Origin of the sequence: Exiguobacterium alkaliphilum, assembly GCF_018138125.1 — a bacterium.
In the GTDB taxonomy this organism is placed as follows: Bacteria; Bacillota; Bacilli; order Exiguobacteriales; family Exiguobacteriaceae; genus Exiguobacterium; species Exiguobacterium alkaliphilum.
Map to the genome: position 1 here is coordinate 1,718,565 of NZ_CP073101.1, position 20,644 is coordinate 1,739,208.

The 20,644-nt window shown below is 54.7% G+C and carries 20 protein-coding genes and 2 riboswitches; of the genes, 13 read left to right on the forward strand and 7 right to left on the reverse strand.

Translation table 11 applies throughout. The annotated features are described in order from the left end of the window. The first annotated feature begins 560 nt into the window (after positions 1-560). From KB235_RS08875 to KB235_RS08890, 4 genes are all read left to right on the forward strand, one after another. A complete protein-coding gene (locus KB235_RS08875; protein ID WP_211779421.1) occupies positions 561-2,027 on the forward strand; it encodes a carboxypeptidase M32 in 1,467 nt (488 codons plus the stop codon). Continuing rightward, a complete protein-coding gene (locus KB235_RS08880; protein ID WP_246514158.1) occupies positions 2,014-2,745 on the forward strand; it encodes a glycerophosphodiester phosphodiesterase in 732 nt (243 codons plus the stop codon). Before KB235_RS08875 ends, KB235_RS08880 begins: the two co-directional genes overlap by 14 nt. Positions 2,746-3,000: 255 nt before the next feature. Then, complete coding sequence (locus KB235_RS08885) at positions 3,001-3,801, forward strand: DUF4397 domain-containing protein (protein WP_211779422.1); 801 nt, start codon at positions 3,001-3,003, stop codon at positions 3,799-3,801. A 34-nt stretch (positions 3,802-3,835) separates the two neighbouring features. Next, on the forward strand, positions 3,836-4,390 hold the full coding sequence (locus tag KB235_RS08890) for a class F sortase (RefSeq protein ID WP_245175454.1): 555 nt from the start codon (positions 3,836-3,838) through the stop codon (positions 4,388-4,390). Positions 4,391-5,254: 864 nt separating this feature from the next. On the opposite strand, the gene KB235_RS08895 is transcribed toward KB235_RS08890, so the two are convergent. Together KB235_RS08895 and KB235_RS08900 are read right to left on the reverse strand one after the other, a co-directional pair. After that, positions 5,255-5,692: a MarR family winged helix-turn-helix transcriptional regulator gene (locus tag KB235_RS08895; protein WP_034806634.1), complete on the reverse strand. Its 438-nt coding sequence runs from the start codon at positions 5,690-5,692 to the stop codon at positions 5,255-5,257. Positions 5,693-5,781: 89 nt separating this feature from the next. Continuing rightward, positions 5,782-6,840 (reverse strand): GTP pyrophosphokinase, encoded by a 1,059-nt coding sequence (locus KB235_RS08900; RefSeq protein ID WP_246514160.1) that lies wholly within the window; start codon positions 6,838-6,840, stop codon positions 5,782-5,784. An 84-nt stretch (positions 6,841-6,924) separates the two neighbouring features. Between KB235_RS08900 and KB235_RS08905 the strand changes: the two genes are divergently transcribed. Both KB235_RS08905 and KB235_RS08910 read left to right on the forward strand, forming a co-directional pair. Next, the gene (locus KB235_RS08905) at positions 6,925-7,152 is read left to right on the forward strand and encodes a hypothetical protein (RefSeq protein ID WP_211779423.1); all 228 of its coding nucleotides are present in this window, start codon (positions 6,925-6,927) and stop codon (positions 7,150-7,152) included. A gap of 101 nt (positions 7,153-7,253) precedes the next feature. Next, positions 7,254-7,577, forward strand: coding sequence for a YflT domain-containing protein (locus KB235_RS08910; protein ID WP_246514162.1), 324 nt, complete (start codon positions 7,254-7,256; stop codon positions 7,575-7,577). 38 nt (positions 7,578-7,615) lie between these two features. On the opposite strand, the gene KB235_RS08915 is transcribed toward KB235_RS08910, so the two are convergent. Further along, positions 7,616-8,650, reverse strand: coding sequence for an SDR family oxidoreductase (locus KB235_RS08915; protein ID WP_211779424.1), 1,035 nt, complete (start codon positions 8,648-8,650; stop codon positions 7,616-7,618). Between the two features lie 193 nt (positions 8,651-8,843). Between KB235_RS08915 and KB235_RS08920 the strand changes: the two genes are divergently transcribed. Continuing rightward, complete coding sequence (locus KB235_RS08920) at positions 8,844-10,139, forward strand: glutamine synthetase family protein (protein ID WP_211779425.1); 1,296 nt, start codon at positions 8,844-8,846, stop codon at positions 10,137-10,139. A gap of 43 nt (positions 10,140-10,182) precedes the next feature. On the opposite strand, the gene KB235_RS08925 is transcribed toward KB235_RS08920, so the two are convergent. The 3 genes from KB235_RS08925 to KB235_RS08935 form a co-directional block, all read right to left on the reverse strand. Further along, on the reverse strand, positions 10,183-11,676 hold the full coding sequence (locus tag KB235_RS08925; RefSeq protein WP_211779426.1) for a peptide MFS transporter: 1,494 nt from the start codon (positions 11,674-11,676) through the stop codon (positions 10,183-10,185). A gap of 141 nt (positions 11,677-11,817) precedes the next feature. Then, positions 11,818-13,062, reverse strand: a complete 1,245-nt coding sequence (locus KB235_RS08930; protein WP_211779427.1) for an MDR family MFS transporter — start codon at positions 13,060-13,062, stop codon at positions 11,818-11,820. 246 nt (positions 13,063-13,308) lie between these two features. After that, on the reverse strand, positions 13,309-14,409 hold the full coding sequence (locus KB235_RS08935) for an AI-2E family transporter (protein ID WP_034808144.1): 1,101 nt from the start codon (positions 14,407-14,409) through the stop codon (positions 13,309-13,311). A gap of 171 nt (positions 14,410-14,580) precedes the next feature. After that, a riboswitch (SAM riboswitch) is annotated at positions 14,581-14,681 on the forward strand. 77 nt (positions 14,682-14,758) lie between these two features. Between KB235_RS08935 and KB235_RS08940 the strand changes: the two genes are divergently transcribed. The 5 genes from KB235_RS08940 (at position 14,759) to KB235_RS08960 (ending at position 19,666) form a co-directional block, all read left to right on the forward strand. Then, positions 14,759-15,934, forward strand: coding sequence for an aminotransferase class I/II-fold pyridoxal phosphate-dependent enzyme (locus tag KB235_RS08940; protein ID WP_211779428.1), 1,176 nt, complete (start codon positions 14,759-14,761; stop codon positions 15,932-15,934). Then, a complete protein-coding gene (locus tag KB235_RS08945) occupies positions 15,931-16,929 on the forward strand; it encodes an iron-containing alcohol dehydrogenase family protein (protein WP_211779429.1) in 999 nt (332 codons plus the stop codon). Before KB235_RS08940 ends, KB235_RS08945 begins: the two co-directional genes overlap by 4 nt. A gap of 58 nt (positions 16,930-16,987) precedes the next feature. Further along, a riboswitch (SAM riboswitch) is annotated at positions 16,988-17,091 on the forward strand. Positions 17,092-17,166: 75 nt separating this feature from the next. Beyond that, entirely contained in the window at positions 17,167-17,988 is an 822-nt protein-coding gene (locus tag KB235_RS08950) for a MetQ/NlpA family ABC transporter substrate-binding protein (RefSeq protein WP_211779430.1), read from the forward strand. A gap of 9 nt (positions 17,989-17,997) precedes the next feature. Continuing rightward, positions 17,998-19,032: a methionine ABC transporter ATP-binding protein gene (locus KB235_RS08955; RefSeq protein ID WP_211779431.1), complete on the forward strand. Its 1,035-nt coding sequence runs from the start codon at positions 17,998-18,000 to the stop codon at positions 19,030-19,032. Next, the gene (locus tag KB235_RS08960; protein WP_211779432.1) at positions 19,004-19,666 is read left to right on the forward strand and encodes a methionine ABC transporter permease; all 663 of its coding nucleotides are present in this window, start codon (positions 19,004-19,006) and stop codon (positions 19,664-19,666) included. The genes KB235_RS08955 and KB235_RS08960 overlap by 29 nt, the downstream gene beginning before the upstream one ends. Before the next feature lie 28 nt (positions 19,667-19,694). Here the strand turns inward: KB235_RS08960 and KB235_RS08965 are convergent, their stop codons facing one another. Further along, entirely contained in the window at positions 19,695-20,093 is a 399-nt protein-coding gene (locus tag KB235_RS08965; protein ID WP_235193442.1) for a Spx/MgsR family RNA polymerase-binding regulatory protein, read from the reverse strand. 169 nt (positions 20,094-20,262) lie between these two features. Here KB235_RS08965 and KB235_RS08970 point away from each other — a divergent pair, with 169 nt between their 5' ends. Further along, positions 20,263-20,643, forward strand: a complete 381-nt coding sequence (locus tag KB235_RS08970; RefSeq protein ID WP_211779433.1) for a DUF302 domain-containing protein — start codon at positions 20,263-20,265, stop codon at positions 20,641-20,643. Position 20,644 lies beyond the last annotated feature (1 nt).

Genomic DNA, 20,644 nt, shown 5'->3' on the forward strand with positions numbered 1-20,644 from the left:
AGAAACAGGTCAATATTTTTTTACAGATTATACGAGCAGGAAAGCCCATACCGGGCATAGCCCGCCTTTAGGCATGGGATGAACGTGAGTTCGGATGTGAAAAACATCCGACATTCGGGTATATATATCCCATAGACAAGTACAAGTCTCTAAAACGCCCGTGTCCATCGCTCCTTGAGAATCGTATCCGGTTCGGTCACGAAACCATGTGACCGGTAAAACGATGCCTGTCGTCATGCAAAAGACGCTAAAACATCAGGTGGACACACCTGTAACGACCTGTGGTTGATGGTAACAGTCAATCAGCCTGAGAACCTATATGGTCTGTCTCAGGAGGGGTGATGGCACACCCTCATCTGAAGGCTTGAGCAAAACAGAAATGGACTGCGCTCGCACAAGCACTTCAGAATCCCACTGCTTTAGCTGTGGGAGTGTCAAAAGGCTCAGGATTCCGTTCCATAAATGTAAACCGTGTCGAAATCCATATGCGGAGATAGGCAACGGCTGACGAATATAATAAAGTAGTGATGTAAGGATAAATGAACAGGGGTGGTCATGACATGGAATTGACAAAGCAGTGGCGCGAGCATTTTAAACAGTTGCGCGCCTTCGACGAGGCGATCTCGTTACTTTATTGGGATATGCGGACCCAAATGCCGGAACAGTCGGCACCGTTACGGGCGGAGACGATCGGGTATCTTTCGACCGAGGCGTTCAAGCGTCAGACGAGCGAATCGTTCAAACGACTGCTCGACGAGATGGAAGGGGCAGATGGATTGACGCCAATCGAGTCCCGCTCGCTGTCTGTCGCCAAGACGCAATATGAACGCAATGCGAAGATTCCGCCTGAAGAGTACCAGGCGTACGTCACGCTCGTGTCAGAAGCGGAGACCGCTTGGGAGAAAGCGAAAGAACGGGATGACTGGGGGATGTTCGCACCATATTTAGAAAAGATTGTCGCGTATCAACGGAAGTTCGCCGATTATTTCGGGTATGCGTCACATCCGTACGACGCGTTGCTCTATGACTTCGAGCCAGGGATGACGGTCGCGCAACTCGACCGATTGTTCGAAGGACTGCGCGATGAGCTCGTCCCGCTCATCCGTCAACTGAAACAGGCGGGGGCGCCCCTCGACTGGTCGATGGACCAGAAGGCGCAAGAACGAATCTGTCACGACTGGATGCGGGTCGTCGACTACGATTTGAGCCGCGGTCGTTTGGATGCGACCGTCCATCCGTTTGAGATTACGATCAACCGTCGGGACGTCCGCATCACGACGAAATATGATGAGGCCGACTATCGGAACGCCTTGTTCGGTACGATGCACGAGGCGGGGCACGCGACGTATGAGCAACAAATCGATGCCGCACTCGACGAACTCGGACTCGGCGGTGGTGCCTCGATGGGCATCCACGAGTCGCAGTCGTTGTTCTTCGAGAACTTCGTCGGCCGAAGCGTCGCTTTCTTGAAGAGCGTCTACCCGAGCCTACAAGCCGAGCATCCGCCGCTTTCGTCCATCGATTTCGAGACGTTCTATGCCGGGGTGAACGAGGCGAAACCGTCACTCATCCGAATCGAGGCCGACGAGTTGACGTACAGCCTTCATATCATCATCCGGTATGAGCTCGAGAAGGCGCTCATCCAAGGCACGTTGTCCGTTGCCGAGCTGCCGGCGGCGTGGAACCGCCTCTATAAAGAGTACCTCGGTGTCGACGTCCCGAGCGACGCGAAAGGCGTGCTTCAAGACGTGCACTGGGCGGGCGGTTCGTTCGGTTACTTCCCGAGCTATGCCCTCGGTCTCGTCTATGCGGCCCAATTGACGGAGACGCTACGGGCCCAACACCCAGAGCTCGACACGTGGATTGCGAGCGGGGAGTTCGGTCCGATCAAGCAGTGGCTCGAGACGAACGTGCATCGCCACGGCAAATCGCTCACACCGAACGAGTTGATTCGGGAAGTGACGGGGGAAGACATCTCGGTCCGTCCGCTCGTGCGCTATTTGACGGCCAAATATGGCACAGTGTGAGCCGATGAAGCTATACGCCCACCGTGGGGTAATGGCGCACTACCCAGAGAACACGATGTCGGCGTTCAAGGCCGCTATCAAGGTCGGTGCGGACGGCATCGAGACGGACGTGCACATGACGCGGGACGGGGAACTCGTGCTCATCCATGACGAATCGCTCGAGCGTACGACGGACGGACGTGGCCGTGTCGTCGACAAGACGTTCGCCGAGCTCCGGACAGCTAACGCGGCGTTCCGGTTCGGGGGAGAGGAACCGATTCCGACACTCGAAGCGTTCCTCAAGTTGGTCAAGCCGACACCGCTCCTCGTCAACCTTGAGCTGAAGACGGATGTCGAGCACTATCGGGGCATCGAGCATCGTCTCATCGAAATCGTTGAACGGACCGGTTTTCCAGCCGAGCGTCTTATTGTCTCTTCCTTTAATCACGAGACATTACGACGTTTACGCGAGTTGACGACCGAATATGAACTTGCCGCCCTGTCCTCAAAACGGATAACGGACCCGGTCTCCTATTTGAAACAGCTCGGGGCGAATGCGCTTCATCCGAGCGTCCGCGCGTTAACCGACGCCGAGATCGAAGCATTGGTCGAAGCAGGAATCCGTGTCCGGCCGTACACGGTCAAGACGGAAGAACAATTGCATCGCTTCAGCAGGCTCGGCGTCGACGCGTTATTCGTCAACGACGTCGAATGGGCCCGAGCACATTTGACCCCGTGACAATGTATGTCACGGGGTTTTTATTTAATCGAGACAGGGAAGTAACAATATTGTAAAGAAAGCGGTAACACCCGAAGAAAGCGTCACAGCACATTCGAGACACACTGTCGCCTTTACGCCATCGTCCCGTTGTCTTAAGTTTAAGATGTCACCAGCTACATAGCAATCAGATGTAGCACGCTATGCAGCACTACACCAAATCTGTTGTACGTAGTCCATCGGTCACACTTAAGGGGAAAAGGGAGGAAATTTCACATGAAGAAAATGATGTCTCTACTCGGAACGCTCGCTCTCGCGTTTGCACTCGTCTTACCAGTCAGCGCGGACGGTCACGACGGCGATGCGATGGTCCGGGTGCTTCACGCTTCACCTGATGCTCCGGCGGTCGATGTGTATGTCAACGGCGAAGTCGCGGTCGAAGGCGCAGAGTTCAAAGCGCTCACTGACTATTTGACACTACCAGCCGGCGACTATAACGTCGAAATCAAACCAGCCGGTGACGCTGAGACGGTCGTCGTCGCAGCGGATCTCTCACTTGAAGCTGGCAAATTCTATACCGCTGCAGCGATTGGACAACTCGAGAACATCGAAATCGCAGCGATGGAAGATGACGCCAACTTCGAAGATGGCAAGTCGAAAGTCCGTGTCGCTCACTTCGCACCAGACGCGCCAGCAGTCGATGTGGCACCGAAAGGCGGAGACCCGCTCTTCTCGAACCTCGAGTTCAAAGCGGTATCTGACTACGGTACACTTGACGCCGGAACGTATGACCTCGAAGTTCGCCCAGCCGGCGCAACGGACGTCGTGAAGGCGCTCGACGGTGTCGCCCTTGAAGGTGGTAAGAACTACACGGCATTCGCGATCGGACTCCTCGAAGGTGAACCAGCGTTTGAAGTATTGCTCGCAGCAGACGGCGGGGAAATGGCTGGAGCTCCTGAGACTGGACAAGGCGGACTCGCCCAGACTGCTTCGATGAACTGGTTGCTCGCAGCAGCAGTCCTCGGTGCGGCAGCGGCTGGCTTCTACGTCTTTCGTCGTAAGCAGCAAGACGCCTAAGCTTTTACTGATTGGATCGTTCGCGTTTCTCTCGATGGCCGCTGAGGTCGATGCGCCGGACAAAGAGTTCCGACTCCCAACCGTCGGATTCGCCGAACCGCTCGTCCTCGCCTCGACCGAGGTCAGTCGGCAGTCGTTTCACCGGGAAACGTTCATCCCAAAACGACTCATCATCCCATCCATTGATGTCGATGCGACAATCGAACCGGTCGGGAAAGACCGACTCGACCGGATGGACACGCCGGATGACGTCAATGCAGTCGGATGGTATCAATACGGCGCACGTGCCGGCGCAATCGGCAACGTCGTCTTATCCGGACATTTGGACGATCTCCAAGGTCCGGCCATCTTCAGCGAACTCGCCACGTTACAACTCGGAGAGACGGTGACGCTCCAACGTGACGAGCGAGTCGCACAGTACGAGGTCGTCTCCGTGAATCGATATCGGCTCGAGGACGTGCCGCTCGCTTCCATCTTTGCGGCCACACAATCCGAACGGTTGCAACTGATCACCTGTGCAGGGCCTTATGACCCTGAACGTGGGTATCGCGATCGAATCATCGTGACGGCGAAGCTCATACGAAATTAAATCGATGGCCCGGAGTGATTGCCACTCCGGGCTGTTTATTGTTAAATGCGGTGTCGTCACTTTTATTCAGGACGCGGAACGGGGAAGATAACGATCAAATCATTTAGAAAGTATGTCGCATCGGTCGGTCTTTGGCTTATGATGTACCTTCTCGTCTATATCGCCACAGAACAGGCCGCTTGGAGCTTGTTCCTTGCGAGTGCGATCTATGGAATCTGGTTCAACGTAACCAAGAGATCAGTCAGAAGGCAGGCACGCGCGATAAATCGAGAGCTAAGAGGAATGCGCCTTCGCAACGAGGACGATTTGCATAAAGAGGCTAAACGTAGGTGGGAAGAAAAGAAACGGGATCGAGCGACGCATGAAAACTAAATAATAGATTTGACACTCCCACGATTGAAACCGTGGGATTCTGAAGTGCTTGTGCGAGCGCAGTCCATTTCTGTTTTGCTCAAGCCTTCAGATGAGGGTGTGCCATCACCCCTCCTGAGACAGACCATATAGGTTCTCAGGCTGATGGACTGTTACCATCCACCACAGGTCGTTGCAGGTGTGTCCACCTGATGTTTTAGCGTCTTTTACGTGACGACAGGCATCGTTTTACCGGTCACATGTTTTCGTGACCGAACCGGATACGATTCTCAAGGTGCGATGGACACGGGCGTTTTAGAGACTTGTACTTGTCTATGGAATATATATACCCGAATGTCGGATGTTCTTCACATCCGAACTCACTTTCATCCCATGCTTAAAGGCGGGCTATGCCCGGTATGGGCTTTCCCGTTCGTAAAATCTGTAAAAAAATAAGCCATAAATCCATCATTGGGATGGGTCCATGGCTTATTTTGATGTCGTCGTAAACCGTTACGCGTCCATACGGTCGAGCAACTTCGACAAGACGATGAGCTCTTCGTCAGAGAAGTCCTCGAACACGTCCATCAAGTACTCGATTTTCATGTCTTCTAACGTCTCGAACAAGGCGCGGCCTTCTTCAGTCGCTTGGAGTTCGACGACGCGGCGGTCGCGCTCGCTCCGTTCACGCGAGATGAGTCCTTTCTTCGTCAACTCATCTGCGAGTGCCGTGATCATCGAGGCCGAGAACTGGAACTCGTTCGAGAGTGCCGAAGCGATTTGGGGACTCGTTTGGCAGAGTGACCGAAGGATGAAAAATTCGTTACGCGTCAAATACTGTGAGAACATCGCCCGGAGGTTTTTTTTCACTCCACGATAGTTCATGCGGATCCCGCGTTCGGCGTCAGCGACGAGCTGACGGCGGGATGCTGTCTGTACAGGGGTTGTCATCCTCGGAAGTACCTCCTACTTAAAATCATTATTTGCATATATTTCAGTACATAAAAACATTCTACAATAAAAACATGAAGTCTGTAAAGTTATGTCGGCTCTTCCCGGATCCGTAATTGTTGGATGATTTCGTCATAATGTTTCAAGTCTGGATAGAAGCGACGGAAGAAAAACTCAATCTGTTGGTCGTCCCCTTCCACGAGCAGTTTGGCGAGAACCGCATAGACGACACCCATCCCTTGACGGGGAAGGAGCGAAGACGGGAGAAGCGCCGAACAGTTCACGGCCCGGTTGAAATACAAATCGAGCGTCTCGCTCAAGTCGTGGAACGTGCGAATCTGGGCGTAATGGAACATGCGCGTCAGCTCGATGATTGTCGACAAGTCCGTCTCGAGCAACCAGTCGCTCTGGAAGATGGCGTTGTCGAGCTTCTCGACCGTCGGATCGTTCGCGATATAATAGTTCAAGTTGTCACGGGTGATCGTCACTTCTTCAGGGGAAGCGATGATTCGTTCGACCGTCTCCTGTTCGAACGTCCGGAGCTGTTTCCGGATATTGACGAACTCTGAATCAGCGATCTCGAGGAGCCCGGCTACGCGGCTGAAGCTACGCTTGATTTCTGGGGGGACGGCGTTCGGGTTCTTATAGCCGAGGTCGTGCTCAATCTCGGCCCAGGCGTGTTGCAAGATTGAGCGGACCTGAATCTCCGCTTCTTTCTCCTGATAGCGCTCATATTCACCGAGCGCGAGCCGCTTGTCGCTCAACCCGACGACATAATGGACGGATAAGTAACCGAACTCGTTCGCATCGAGCAGCGTCGATTTGTCAATCGACTGTTCCCGGTCGATCCGAAACTCTTCTTCGAGGATTTGCGCGACGGCCTGGACATCGTCATGAAAATACGTGACGATCCGTAGCCCGGCCAAGTCCTGTACGTCCCGAAGTGACCGATATTGATACGGTTTCCTGGATAGTTTTGCATAGAGGCTCTCGGCCTCTTTCGCCCGAGCGACGATGGAATGGAATTGGATCCCGGCATTGTCGAGCAACTCACTGAGTAATTGCTTCAGTTTGGCCGCGAACGCCTCGTAGTCCTCTTTTTCATTCAAGTAGTCGAGCATGATCGCATTCATGTCTTGTTTTGGCATCCATATCACTCCTTGTCTCATTGACATAAGTATAGCATCATTGATTTGAGCGTACATACTGAGGAGTCAGCGAGGAGGAGAGACATGAAAGCGCATCATACGTTTCGCTCAATCGAGCGTGAGAAGCTCGAGATCATCGCTTCGCTATTGCAGCAGGCCGGCTATCGGATCACACGAATCACCCCGAGACAGGGAGAGCTGGCGTTCAAGGCGACACGGGACGGCGTTCATTCGGGAGAAGACGAGCAGGCACGGGTCGGTCAACTCGTCGAACATTTCAACATCGAATCTTGGTCCGTCACGTTCACATGAACCATCCTTCAAACAATCCGTCAGAAATCGGGTTTTAGCGCTCATTTTTTGGGAATAGTATATTATTAGATTTTGACTGTGAACGTTTAGGAGGATGAAGGATGTTAGAAACGAGAATCGTACGAGATATGACGTCGGTCGACCATGAAGTGAACGGGATGGTGTCGGGCGGCTGTGTGAACGAGCACATTTACTTATTTGCCAAAGATGAAGAATTGACGCTCCGTCTCGCCGCCGAGGCCGGTGTCCAGCCGTATCGGATCACCGAGAAAGGACTTTGGGAGTCGCTCATGTCCAAGTTCACGAAAAACTCGGACGACCGCATCGAGCAGCTCGAGAGCCTCGGCTTGACGAAACAGATGGTCGAATCGCTCGAAGGCGAGATTCAAGACGGAAAAATCGTCCTCGTCTGTGACAAAACGTAAAACAGGATGGAACTGACTTGTGTCAGCTCCATCCTGTTTTATTTCGTGTCGTAATAGGCGTCAACGATACGCTTCAGCGACCGGACGTTCAAATCGAGCGGCTGAAAACCGGCCGCGGCGAGCAACTGTTTCGTGTTCGCGTCGGTGAACCGGATGTCTCGGTCTAGGTAGGGGTTGAACACTTTCACCATCTCGTTGAACGTCTCCTCGACCGTGCTGAGCGACGACGTCGGTGCCTCTGTGATTTTCAAGTGGGGGAAAGCGAGCGCCTCTTTCATAAATTCGAGCATGTCCGCATTTCGTGGTGGCGTGTCGTTCGTCACGTTATAAATCGTGTTCGGACGCGCATGTTCGATTGCGGCAAGCAGGACGTCCGCGACGTAGTCGACCGGGACGAGATTCGACGTCCCGCTCTCCGACCCGACGAGCCGAATCGGGCCAGCCGGAGCCCCACGACGTTCGAGCCGACGTTTGAACACCTCGAGGGCGCGCATGTAGCCGTACATCGTGAACTTCGAATCGGCTTCTCCTGTCTTCGAGTCGCCGACGATGATGGCAGGTCGGAAGATCGAGACCTCGAGTTCGTGGCGCATCGCCCAGACGGCCTGTTCGGCGTGGGCCTTGCTCTCTTCGTATGGATTATGGAACGTCTGGTCCGTATAGAGCGTCTCGTGGCCGATTTCTTTTGCTCCGAGCGTGTAGGCCGTGCTCACATGGAAAAAGCGGCGACACCCGAGTGCTTTCGTCAAACCGAGCACTTGTTTCGTGCCGGTCAAGTTCGTCTCGAACAGCTCATCGCGAAGTTCTTCGTCGAATTTTACGAGTGCGGCCATATGCAGCACGAGGTCCACCTTCCCATGATTTCGCTCGATAAACGTCTCGTCCGCACCGAGGAGCGGCGCCGTCAAGTCACCGGCGAGCACTTCGATGGCCTCACGTTCTTTTGACGTAAAAACATGGGTGACTTTTTCGGGGGAGCGGGCGAGGACATAGAGGTGATGGCCTCGCGCAATCAACTCTTTCGCGAGCCGTCCCCCTAAAAATCCAGTCGCACCTGTCATAAAAATGTTCACAGCGTTCTTCCTCTCTCGTTCAGTCTTTCTCCATCATACCAACAAGGAAGGTTTCAAGCTACTTTGATTCGTGTTTTCAAATTTGGGGTTTAACAATTTTTAAAGTGGGTTATGGACTAAAGAGAAGCGTACGAAACGGTACGTCATGACAGTGATGACCTGTCAAATAACTTAAGTGAGGTTTTTTAGAATCATGGCAAATCTATTCGGAACTGATAAGGATAGCTACAGGAAGCAACAAGCAGAGATTGAGAAAACGGTCGAAGAGAAAGGGATCACGCAAATCCATCTCTACTTCTCGGACGTCCTCGGCGATTTAAAGCTATTGACGCTGTCTGCAAAATTGTTGCCCGAAGTCTTTGAAGGGAAAACGATGTTCGACGGTTCATCCATCGACGGGTTCTCTTCCATCAAAAACTCAGACTTATTCTTACGCCCGGATTTAGATCGTCCACGGTACGAAAAAGACGGTGAAGAGAGCATCCTCGCCTTCTTCTGTGACGTTTGTACACCTGATGGGGAGCGGTATGAATTCGATCCCCGGAACGTCTTGAAAGATGCGCTCGAGCGTGCTGCCCGGGATGGCTACTCGATTTTTGTCGGGGCTGAGCCGGAATTCTTCATCTTTGACGAGAACGGTGAATTCTATGACGAGGCTGGATACTTCTCGACCCGCTCAGAAGACAAAGGTTATGAGGTACGACAACATATCGCCAATCGCCTAAGCGAGGTCGGTTTCAATATCGAGGCGGTCCACCACGAAGTGGCACCCGCCCAGCACGAGATTGGCATCAAATATGACGATGCGCTCCATACAGCGGACAACATTCAATTCTTCAAAGAAATCGTCCAGCTCGCCGCACAAGAGAAAGGCGCGAAAGTGTCGTTCTTACCGAAACCGCTCCGCGATGTAAACGGGTCGGGGATGCACTTGAACATCTCGGTCTGGAAGAACGACAAAGATGGAAAACCGACCGAGAACGCGTTCGAGGAGCCGGATGCAGATTATGGATTGTCGACGACGGCCCGTCACTTCATCGAAGGGATTTTGAAGCATGCCCGGGCGACGGCCATCTTCACGAACCCGCTCCCAGAGTCGTATGAACGACTCGTCCCAGGTTTTGAGGCGCCGGTCAATATTTGCTGGAGCCCGTCGAACCGAAGCTCGATGATTCGAATCCCAGCATCGCGCGGCAGTGCGACACGCGTCGAAGTGCGAAACCCGGACCCAAGCGCGAACCCGTATTTGGCACTCGCGGCCCTTATTTATGCAGGTCTCGAAGGAATCGAGCAACAAATCGAACCGTCAGCACCGAACGAAGACGACTTGTTCGAATACTCGGCGAAGCAAATCGAGAGCCAAGGCATCGCCTCGCTCCCGGCGACGTTCCATGAGTCGATCCAATCGCTCAAGTCGGACAGCTTCCACAACTATTTCAACGAAGATTTGATCGATCGTTACTTGTCGCTCATCCAAGTGCGCAAGTAACAAGTAAAGACGCCATTCCTCTTAGTTGAGGAATGGCGTCTTTTTAGTGGATCCCGCGCATATAGCGTTTGATGACCGGTGCAAGGGCGAACAAGATGAGACTGAGGACGATAGCGGCGCCACCGATGACCCCAAAGTAAATCATCTCGTTTTCTGGTGAGTAGAAGCGGACGAGCTGGGCGTTGATCCCTTGGGCCGCCGCGTTCGACAAGAACCAGAGCGACATCGTCTGGGCCGAGAAGGCCGCCGGCGCGAGTTTCGTCGTCGCCGACAGTCCGACCGGCGACAGGCTGAGCTCGCCGAGGACGACGATGAAGTAACTAAGGACGAGCCAGAGCGGATTGACGAGCGTATTCGGCCCACCGAAGTAAGCCGGTAGCAAGATGACCAAGAAGCTGAGTCCGGCGAATAGAATCCCGAACGCGAACTTGACCGGGATGCTCGGCTCACGGTCGCCGAGCCGCACCCAAACCCAAGCGAACACCGGCGCAAGTAGGATGATGAAGAGCGGGTTGAGCGACTGGAACCACGCCGCCTTCAGTTCGAGGCCGAGGAAGTTCAAGTTTGTGCGTTGATCGGCGTAGTTCGCGAGGATCGTCGCCCCTTGCTCCTGGATCGCCCAGAACATGACCGAGGCGATGAAGAGCGGGATATAGGCAAGGATACGTGACCGTTCGATTTCGGTCGTTTTCGGGCTCCGATACATGACGATGAAATAAATCGTCGGGATCGTAATCCCGAACACACCGACGAGTCCGATGAACGTATTGATTGTGAACAGACCGCGCGGAATCAAGACGGCGAGCAGCCCCCCAATCACAAAGACGGCGATGGCCGAGTATGTGATTGCGTTCTTCCGTTCTGATGGGGTCAGTGGGTTCGGCACATACGACCCGGCGAGGCCGAGGTTGCCTTTCTTCGTGACGATGAAGACGACGAGCCCGATGAACATCCCGACGGCGGCGAGGGCGAAGCCCCAATGGAAACCGTAATCGGCCTGCAAGTGTCCGACGAGGAGCGGGGAAATGAACGCCCCGAGGTTGATGCCCATATAGAAGATGCTGAACCCCGCGTCGCGGCGACGGTCGGTCTCATGATACAAGTCACCGACGATGCTCGATACGTTCGGCTTTAAGAGACCGGTGCCGATGACGATCAACCCCATCGAGATGAACAAGAACGTCAGGCTGCCAGGAATAGACAAGACGATATGGCCGAGCATGATGAACACGCCGCCGTAGAAGACGGCACGCGACGTACCGAAGACGCGGTCGGCGAGCCAGCCACCGATGACGCCGGACATATAGACGAGCGCCCCATAGACTGACATGATGGACAAGGCGAGGTTGCGGTCAAGGCCGAGGCCGCCCTCATACACCTCGTAATACATGTAGAAGACGAGGATGGCCCGCATCCCGTAATACGAGAAACGTTCCCAAAACTCGGTGAAGAACAAGGTGAACAACCCTTTTGGCTGTCCGAAAAATCCTTTTTGTGGCACACTGTCCACGATATTCTGTTTATTGATTCTTTCCATGAAAGATTCCTCCCAACTTTCATATCATAAAAAGAACCGTTATGTTTGTAAAGTAAAAATGAATCTCTGTTTCAAAATTTAATCCGTTTGAAATGAAACTAAAAAACACACTAACCAACAAGGTTTAGTGTGTTTTTTCGGTCATGCCGTCTTCTGTTTCGCTTCTGCCGCCCGGACGCGGCGCCCGAGTTGCCAGTAGATGAGTCCGGAGACACAGCTGGCGGCGCCGACGAGGAGCAGCGCCACGTGCCCGGCGCCCCGGTTGAAGAACAAACTCGCGAACAGCGGCGCCGTCACACCGCCAATCAACCACTGGATGCTGGCGGCACCGTTGTAGGCCCCGCGCATATTCTCGGGCGCGATCATGGCGATGAACGTTTGCTGGACAGGCGACATGATCATCTCGCCGAGCGTGTAAAACGCATAGACGGCGAGGAGGACGGAGACGAGCATGAGATATGGCGTGCCGAGTGAATAGAGGAGACGCGGGACGACGGCGAGAAGCATCATGCCGACACCGAACACGGTCGCCCCGGCGAGCATGACGTTCCCGAACGGCTTCTGGCCGAGCTTCGAGGCGATCGGGAACTGGAACAAGACGACCATGATGCCGTTCAAGGCGAGCAAGTAAGCGAACGGATTTTGCCGGTCCGTGAACGTCGGCAGCGACTCACGCAAGAAGAGCGGCAACATGCTCTCGACAATGGCGAAGCCCATCGAGATGAAAACGCCGGCAAAGATGAACACGAGAAAGACGCGATCTTGTGAGAAGACGCGGAGCACGTCCTGGTTGGATAACGTCTCATGCTCGGTCGTCTCGGGCAACGTCTCACGGATGAACTTGGCTAGGACGAGCGCGTAGAGCCCGAACACGACCGCCGCCGCGATAAAGATATACTGCCGGTCGAGGAAGAGGACGGCACTGCCGAGGAGCGGACCGAACGCGGCCCCGATGTTGTGCCCCATTCGGAGTAGGCCGAACGCCTCGTTCAACTGTTCCGGCTCGGTCACGTCCGCGACCATGGCGCTCGCTGCCGGATGGAAGAGCGAGTTCGTCAAGCCGAGCATCGCGTTCAAGAGCAGGAGCGGCCAGAACGTATCGGCGAAGGCGAAGCCGACGAGTGCGAGCGCATCCCCGACGATGGCCGTCATCATGACGGGCTTACGTCCGTAAAGGTCGGCGAGACGCCCGCCGACGACCGAGCCGATGAGCGCCATGATCGGTCCGGTCGCGAGGATGACCCCGACCTGGACGTAACTGTCGAGCTTGTCACTATAATAGAGGACGAGGAACGGGGCAATCATGAACATCATGACGCCGGTGATCGTCTCACCGAGGAAACGGATCCAAATGTTGCGGTCGAGCCGCTTGAGTGATTGATACATACGGGTTCACCTGTTTCTGAGAAAGTAAAAAGGGACGAAGCGTGCGCGGAGGCATACTCGTCCCTTTGTCTACGCATGCCTCGAAAGACAGGCGGAACCGTTCGATTGTCACGAAAGTCAAGGAGCCTGTCTGTCAGTATGAAGTTTCGTCTGTAGTCCGTTCATGACTGACATGGGGCAGCCTCCTTTCTAATAGTTGTCTACAGCTAAACTGTATGACAGATTGTTTGAATGTGTCAACTTATTTTAGAGCAGTTCGTTCAAATTCTTTCGTGACAATCGATAGTCGATGAGACGTGACAGGATGACTTGAATCATCGCCGTGACAGGAACGCTGATGAACATGCCGACGAGGCCGAAGAGGCTGCCGCCGATGATGATCGACGTGATGACCCAAAACGGCGTGATCCCGACGCTGTCGCCGAGAATTTTAGGTCCGAGCCACAATCCATCGAACTGTTGCAATAAGAAGATGAACACGAGGACGAGGACGGCCGTGAACGGGTCGTAGAAGTATGTGATGATGAACGCCGGAATCATCCCGAGGAGCGGCCCGACATACGGGATGAAGTTTAAGATCCCGATGATGACCCCGAGCAAGAGGGCGTACGGTGCCCCGATGATGAGTAGACCGATGACGGCCATCACACCGATGATGAGACAGTCGAGCGATTTGCCGATGATGTAACGTTTGAAGATGTAATCCATCTCCTGGAAGATGTCAATCGTCGTCTTCGCCGTGGCGACAGGGAACAGCGCATACAACAGACGTTTGAACATCCGGGCGAACACTTCTTTGTCTTTCAATAGATAGATGGAGATGACAATCCCAATCAAGAAGTTGATGAGCGTCATCGTGAAGCTCGAGACGTAACTGACCGACGACAACACGGCCGTCTCGACCCAGCCCGAGTAACGCTCCTCGAACCGCTTGAAGTCGAGCGTCTGGGCGATCGTCTCATTGTAATCTTGCAAAAACGCATTCAACTGACCGACGAAGCCGTCAAGTTGCCGGATATAAAACGGCAACTCCTCGATGAGCGAGGCGACGCTCGAATAGATGCGTGGGAACAGCGTCACGGCCGAGATGACGAGCAGCCCGATGAACGTCACGTAGACGATCAAGAGGCCTTGGTATCGTTTCAACGAGAATCGCTCCTCCATATACGACAGCACCGTGTTCAACAAGAGGGCGATCGCGATCCCCATGATGACGGGGGTCAATAGTTGAAACGTATACTGCAACACGCGTGAAATCGTGTCCGGTTCGCTGATGACCCGCCATAAGACGAGTAAAATCAGGCCGATCACTGTTAGTTTCCAAATCAATTGCCGGTTTAGCTCCACGAGTCCAACCCCTCACCCTACATTTTTTTCAGAATAACGTTCTTCTTTTACTATGGCCGTTTTTTTTCAGGGTTTCAAGAGCACTTCGTCATTTTTCAAAATAAGGATTGACAGCAATGGGAACGTTTGGTTTACTTAAGGACATATTACACATAAATCGCATATAAACACTTTCTATCAAGAGAAGCGGAGGGACTGGCCCGATGAAGCTTCAGCAACAGATTGTTTCAATACTGTGCTAATTCCAGCAAGGTAACCTTGAGAGATGGGAAGGTGGTTGTTTGAATACGTCTGTATCTCGACACCCCTTTCCTCGGAAAGGGGTGTTTTTTGCATAGGAGGACCATCCATGGCAGACAGACGTTCAAACTTACTTAAGACTTTACCCCCACAGCACTTCGTCGGGCTCGCGAAAGAAGTGGCCGCGCTCGAACAGGCCGGGGCCGATATCATCCGGCTCGGGCAAGGCACGCCGGACTTGCCGACGCCGAAACCGATCTGCGAGGCGCTCGAGACGGCGCTCGCGAACCCGGAGACCCATCAGTACGGCCCGTTCCGTGGGCAAAGCCGATTGAAACAGGCGGTGTCGACGTTCTACTTGAACGAGTATGGAGTCGACGTCGATGCCGAGACGGAAGTCGCGATTTTAATCGGGTCGAAATCGGGGCTGATCACGCTCCCACAATGTGTCCTTGAACCGGGGGAAGGCATCTTGCTCCCGAATCCGGGCTATCCGGATTATATATCGGGCGCACGGCTGGCCGGTTCGGTCGTGCATGACCTCGTCCTGACAGAAGCCAACGATTTTCTACCGGATTACAACACGCTCGATACGCACGGGGCGCGGCTCATGTATTTGAACTATCCGAGCAATCCGACTGGCGCCGTCGCGACGCCACAATTCTTCGAGGACACGGTCCGTTTCGCCCGAGAGCAGGAACTGATGGTCGTCCACGACTTCGCCTATGGCAGCATCGGCTTTGACGGGAACGTGCCGCCGAGCTTCCTTCAAGCCGACGGGGCGAAAGAGGTCGGCATCGAAGTGTACACGATGTCGAAGGCGTTCAACATGTCCGGCTGGCGCGTCGCCTTCGCCGTCGGCAACAAAGACATCATCGAGGCGATCAACACGTATCAAGACCACGTCCATGTCAGCGTCTTCTCCGCGATTCAAGAAGCGGCCGTCGCCGCACTCGAGTCACCGAAGTCGGTTCGAGATGACTTGTCCCGTCTGTATGAGACGCGGCGCGACCGATTGGTGGACGGCCTGCGCCAAGCCGGCTGGGACGTGACGGCCCCGAAAGGCTCGTTCTTCGTCTGGGCGAGAGTGCCGGAAGGCGATTCCGCCTCGTTCGCCAAAAAGCTGCTTCATGAGGCAGGCGTGGCCGTGACACCGGGCTATTTCTTCGGCACCGAAGGGGAGCGCTACGTGCGTTTCGGACTCGTCTCCCCGGAGCCGAAGATTGACGAGGCCGTCGAGCGAATCGAGCGGCTGTTCGCCGCCTATGAAGAGGTGCGGGCGTGATCCGTCAAGCCGTGCTCGAGTATGATCACGCCGCTGACGCGCTCGATCGTCTCGAAGAACTGATCGGCGCTCGTTCGGTCCATGTGTTGCGCGGGCAAAACGGCTACCCGACCGTCGAACGGTTACTCCCTTCGATTCAAACCTATCCGGCAACGACGTTCCGAGGAGAGTGCACGGATCGTGAGGCGGACCGCGTCGACCTCGACGGGGCGGACGTCCTCATCGCCGTCGGTGGCGGCAAGCTCGTCGACACGGCCAAACTCGTCGCCGTACGGAACGGCGTCCCGCTCATCGTCATCCCGACGCTCGCCTCCAACTGTGCGGCGTTCACCCCGCTCAGCGTCGTCTATCGCGACGACGGGAGCTACGACCGCTATGACGTCTTCCGGGTCGTCATCGAACGTGTCATCGTCGACGCCCGGGTCATCGCATCATCGCCGTATGATTATTATCGAGCCGGCGTCATCGACACGGTCGCGAAGTTTTATGAGGCCCGCTATTTGAGCGGGGACGCCTCGACCGATGCCGGCGTCGATGCCGGACTCGCGCTCTCCAAGCAATGTCATCGCCTGCTCGAGCTCGAATTGACCGAGACCGCCTTCCGCTCGTATGGGGAAGGGACGCGTTATGCGGTCGACCACGTTCTCGCCATCGGTGGGGCGGTCGGTGGGTTCGGCGACGCCGGGACACGGGTCGCCGTCGCGCACGCCGTCCATAACGCGCTCAGTCAGTTCGAGACGACGCATCCGTTCCTGCACGGGGACAAGGTCGGCTTCGGGTTGCTCGTCCAAGAATCGCTACGCGGCTCGGAAGACGTGGCTCGGCTTCGGGCATGGCTCGAAACGGTTGAGGCCCCGACGACGCTCGAGGCTCTCGGTCTTTCGACGGACGAGATCCCGTTCCTCGTGGCAGCAGTGATGAGGGAGACGACGCTCCAACAGTTGCCTGAACCGATTGATTATGACTATTTGAAAATAATTCTTGAAAATTTGTAGAAAACTATTTACAAATAAAAGAATAATGAGTAAGATTAAGACAATTAAATTGAACGTTTGCTTATCAAGAGCGGTGGAGGGACTGGCCCTATGAAACCCGGCAACCAGATCGAAAGATCATGGTGCTAATTCCAACAGACGGAAGCGTCTGGGAGATGAGCGTGTCCGACCTTGCTATGTCGTGCCCGCCTCTCTTGATGAGTGGCGGGCTTTTCATATTAAAGGAGGAATCATTCAATGAACATCAAATCGAAATCAATCCTTGCCGGAACATCGTTACTCGCCGCAATCGCGCTATCAGCTTGCGGACAGTCGGACGCGAGCGAGGCGCTCAGCAATGAGTCGATCACAATCGGTGTCACCGGGGGACCACACCAACAAATCGCCGAGGAAGTGAAGAAACTCGCTGCCGAGGACGGGCTCGAACTCGATATCAAAGTCTTCAACGACTACAACACGCCGAACGCCGCGCTCGCTGAAGGTAGCCTTGACGTGAACAGCTATCAGACCCTATCGTTCCTCGAGCTCCAAAAAGCGGATAAAGGGTATAAGATTGACGAGGTATTCAAGACGGTCGCCTTCCCGATGGGGCTCTATTCGGACAAGCTGACCGATATCGACGAATTGAAAGAAGGCGACAAGGTCGCCGTGCCGAACGATCCGGCGAACGAACTCCGTGCGCTTCGCCTCTATGAGACGGCTGGTCTCATCACGCTCAAGGAGGGCTTGACGGACAAGGCGACGAAACGAGACATCGCCGAGAACCCGCTCAACCTCGAGTTCATCGAGCTCGAGGCGTCACAGCTCCCGACGCAACTTCCTGAGGTCGCGCTTGCCGCCATCAACACGAACTTCGCGATGGGTGCGGGGCTCTCGATCAACGAGGACGCCCTCTTCCATGAAGACACGGTCGACAACCCGTACCCGAACTACGTCGTTGTCCGGACCGACAACAAAGAAGACGAGGTCGTCGAGACGCTCAAGTCATACTACCACTCTGACGAGATTCGGACGTTCATCGAAGAGACGTTCAACGGCTCGATCGTCCCGGCATTTTAAGGAGGCATCATGATCGAACTCAAACAGATCAAGAAGACGTTCACCGTCAACAAAGGAACGGTCACGGCGCTCGATGACGTGTCGCTCACGATTGAAAAAGGTGAGATCTTCGGCATCATCGGCCGCAGCGGTGCGGGCAAGAGCACGCTCATCCGAATGATCAACCTGCTCGAGCGGCCGACGTCGGGCCAAGTCGAGATTGAAGGACAGGACATCACGAAACTCGGCAAAAAGGAGCTCTCGAAGCTCCGCCACCGCATCGGGATGATTTTCCAACATTACAACTTGCTGAAGACGGCGACGGTCGAAGAAAACGTCGCCATCCCGCTCCGCCTCGAGGGGCTCGATAAGCAGACGATTCGACAGCGGGTCGACAAGTACCTCGACATCGTCGGACTGACCGACCATCGCAAACATTACCCGGAACAGCTCTCGGGTGGACAGAAGCAACGCGTCGCCATCGCCCGTGCCCTCGCGCACGAGCCGGATATTCTCCTCAGCGACGAGGCGACGAGCGCACTCGACCCGGAGACGACCGAATCGATTCTCGACCTCTTGCTCGAGATTAACCGTGAGCTCGGGTTGACGATCTTCTTAATCACTCACGAGATGGAAGTCATCGAACGGATCTGTGACCGTGTCGCCGTCATCGATGGCGGCAAGATCGTCGAGGAAGGGGATGTGCTTGATGTGTTCGCCGACCCGGTCCACGCGACGACGCAGAAGTTCTTGAAGACGAATCTCGACGTGCCGGAAGAAGTCGTGAAAGAATTGAGCACGCACGGGACGCTCGTCCACTTGTCATTCATCGGCAGCCAGACCGAACAGGCCGTCCTCGCCCAGCTGACGAAACGGTTCGGGCTCCTCCCGAACATCATCGGTGGCGGCATCAAGAAGTTGAAACGTGGGCTCGTCGGCAACCTGCTCATCCATCTCGACGGGGATCCCGACCAGACCGACCAAGCCGTCCGTTATCTCGAAGCGAGCGGCGTGAAAGTGAAGGAGGTGACGAGCCATGCTACAGTTCTGGGCCGACTGGGGTGACTTGATTTGGACCGGTACGATTCAAACGCTGACGATGACAGGCATCGCCCTCGTGATCTCGACGTTCATCGGACTGCCGCTCGGGACGTTGCTCGTGTTGACGCGTCCGAGCGGGCGCCTGGCGAACCGTTACGTCTACGGCGCGCTCTCGAGCGTCATCAACGTGGTCCGTTCGATCCCGTTCATCATCCTATTGTTCTTCATCTTGCCGTTCACGCGGTTCATCATGGGGACGACGATCGGGGTACAAGGGGTGCTCCTCCCGCTCATCGTCTTCACGGCACCGTACATCGCACGTCTCATGGAGTCGGCGCTTCTCGAAGTCGACCGCGGCGTCGTCGAGGCGTACGAGGCGATGGGGATCTCGACACGGAAGATCATCTGGTACGTCCTCATCCGTGAGGCCCGCTCGTCGATCGTGCTCGGACTGACGATCGCGACGATCGGGTTGATCGGGGCGACCGCGATGGCGGGGCTCGTCGGGGCAGGTGGCCTCGGAGACATCGCCTATCAGTACGGCCATCTCCGCTTCGAGCCGGAAGTCATGTACGTGACGATCTTCGTCTTGATTTTGCTCGTCCAATCGATTCAATCGTTCGGAAACCGCTTGGCGGCCCGACTCAAGAAGTCATAATAAAAAGAGCGCTGCTGCGGCAGGGCTCTTACTTGTTGTCGAGCAGACGTTTCAGCTCGGCGATTCGGTCATGGCGCGGGATGAACGTACGGATCTCTTTCTCGCTAAACCCGATTTGAATCCGATTGTCGTCGACGACGATCGGGCTCTTCAAAATCTGAGGGTGCGAGGCGACGAAACTGTACAGTTCTCGGAGCGACATCTCATCGAGCTGGTCGGCGGCCTGTTTGTACACGCTTTTTTGGACGGACAACAGGTCGGTCGTCCCGTTCTCGGTAAGGCGGAGCATGTCTTTGAACTCGTTGAACGACATCCCTTGGTCAGTCAATTTCTTCTCGATGAACGGGATGTTCTGTTCACGTAACCAATCAATCGTCTTGCGGGAAGAACTGCAGCTAGTATGTGTGAATACGGTGACCGTCACCACAACCACTTCTCCTTTGCGTCAAGTTGGATAGTTCTATTTTCTATCATTCATACGTCATGTAGCGGAATATGTTTCAAATCACATAGACTTTTTTCTCGTCTACTAAGGAATGATGTCCCTATCGGAAGGGTACATGACGAAAGAGACTATATTTTAAGGAGGAGTTCATATGTTCGATTATACGGTTACGACGGATCGATCAGTCGCAAACGTCGTCGAGAAGCTGAAAGGGACGCTCAAAGAAGAAGAGTTCGGCGTCCTTTGGGACTTTGACCTCGGGGCGACGCTTGAAGAGAAGGGGCAGGCGATCGACGGGGACTATCGCATCCTCGAGGTGTGCAACCCGAAGGAAGCGAAGAAAGTGTTGACGGCGCATCGAGAGGGCGGCTATTTCCTTCCATGTAAACTAGCCGTCTTCACGAAAGACGGGGCGACGCATGTCGGCATGCCGAAGCCGACGAGATTGATCGAGCTGATTGAGGACGATTCACTCCAAGTCTGTAAATTATGGTTTTATTTCGCACTAACTTCAAGCGCTATGTTGCACTAAT

What these genes read in the sequence shown, in the direction of transcription:
- KB235_RS08875 (WP_211779421.1), top strand. Translation starts at nt 561, where the DNA reads ATGGAATTGACAAAGCAGTGGCGCGAGCATTTTAAACAGTTGCGCGCC.
- KB235_RS08880 (WP_246514158.1), top strand. Translation starts at nt 2,014, where the DNA reads ATGGCACAGTGTGAGCCGATGAAGCTATACGCCCACCGTGGGGTAATG.
- KB235_RS08885 (WP_211779422.1), top strand. Translation starts at nt 3,001, where the DNA reads ATGAAGAAAATGATGTCTCTACTCGGAACGCTCGCTCTCGCGTTTGCA.
- KB235_RS08890 (WP_245175454.1), top strand. Translation starts at nt 3,836, where the DNA reads ATGGCCGCTGAGGTCGATGCGCCGGACAAAGAGTTCCGACTCCCAACC.
- KB235_RS08895 (WP_034806634.1), bottom strand. Translation starts at nt 5,692, where the DNA reads ATGACAACCCCTGTACAGACAGCATCCCGCCGTCAGCTCGTCGCTGAC.
- KB235_RS08900 (WP_246514160.1), bottom strand. Translation starts at nt 6,840, where the DNA reads ATGCCAAAACAAGACATGAATGCGATCATGCTCGACTACTTGAATGAA.
- KB235_RS08905 (WP_211779423.1), top strand. Translation starts at nt 6,925, where the DNA reads ATGAAAGCGCATCATACGTTTCGCTCAATCGAGCGTGAGAAGCTCGAG.
- KB235_RS08910 (WP_246514162.1), top strand. Translation starts at nt 7,254, where the DNA reads ATGTTAGAAACGAGAATCGTACGAGATATGACGTCGGTCGACCATGAA.
- KB235_RS08920 (WP_211779425.1), top strand. Translation starts at nt 8,844, where the DNA reads ATGGCAAATCTATTCGGAACTGATAAGGATAGCTACAGGAAGCAACAA.
- KB235_RS08925 (WP_211779426.1), bottom strand. Translation starts at nt 11,676, where the DNA reads ATGGAAAGAATCAATAAACAGAATATCGTGGACAGTGTGCCACAAAAA.
- KB235_RS08930 (WP_211779427.1), bottom strand. Translation starts at nt 13,062, where the DNA reads ATGTATCAATCACTCAAGCGGCTCGACCGCAACATTTGGATCCGTTTC.
- KB235_RS08940 (WP_211779428.1), top strand. Translation starts at nt 14,759, where the DNA reads ATGGCAGACAGACGTTCAAACTTACTTAAGACTTTACCCCCACAGCAC.
- KB235_RS08950 (WP_211779430.1), top strand. Translation starts at nt 17,167, where the DNA reads ATGAACATCAAATCGAAATCAATCCTTGCCGGAACATCGTTACTCGCC.
- KB235_RS08955 (WP_211779431.1), top strand. Translation starts at nt 17,998, where the DNA reads ATGATCGAACTCAAACAGATCAAGAAGACGTTCACCGTCAACAAAGGA.
- KB235_RS08960 (WP_211779432.1), top strand. Translation starts at nt 19,004, where the DNA reads ATGCTACAGTTCTGGGCCGACTGGGGTGACTTGATTTGGACCGGTACG.
- KB235_RS08970 (WP_211779433.1), top strand. Translation starts at nt 20,263, where the DNA reads ATGTTCGATTATACGGTTACGACGGATCGATCAGTCGCAAACGTCGTC.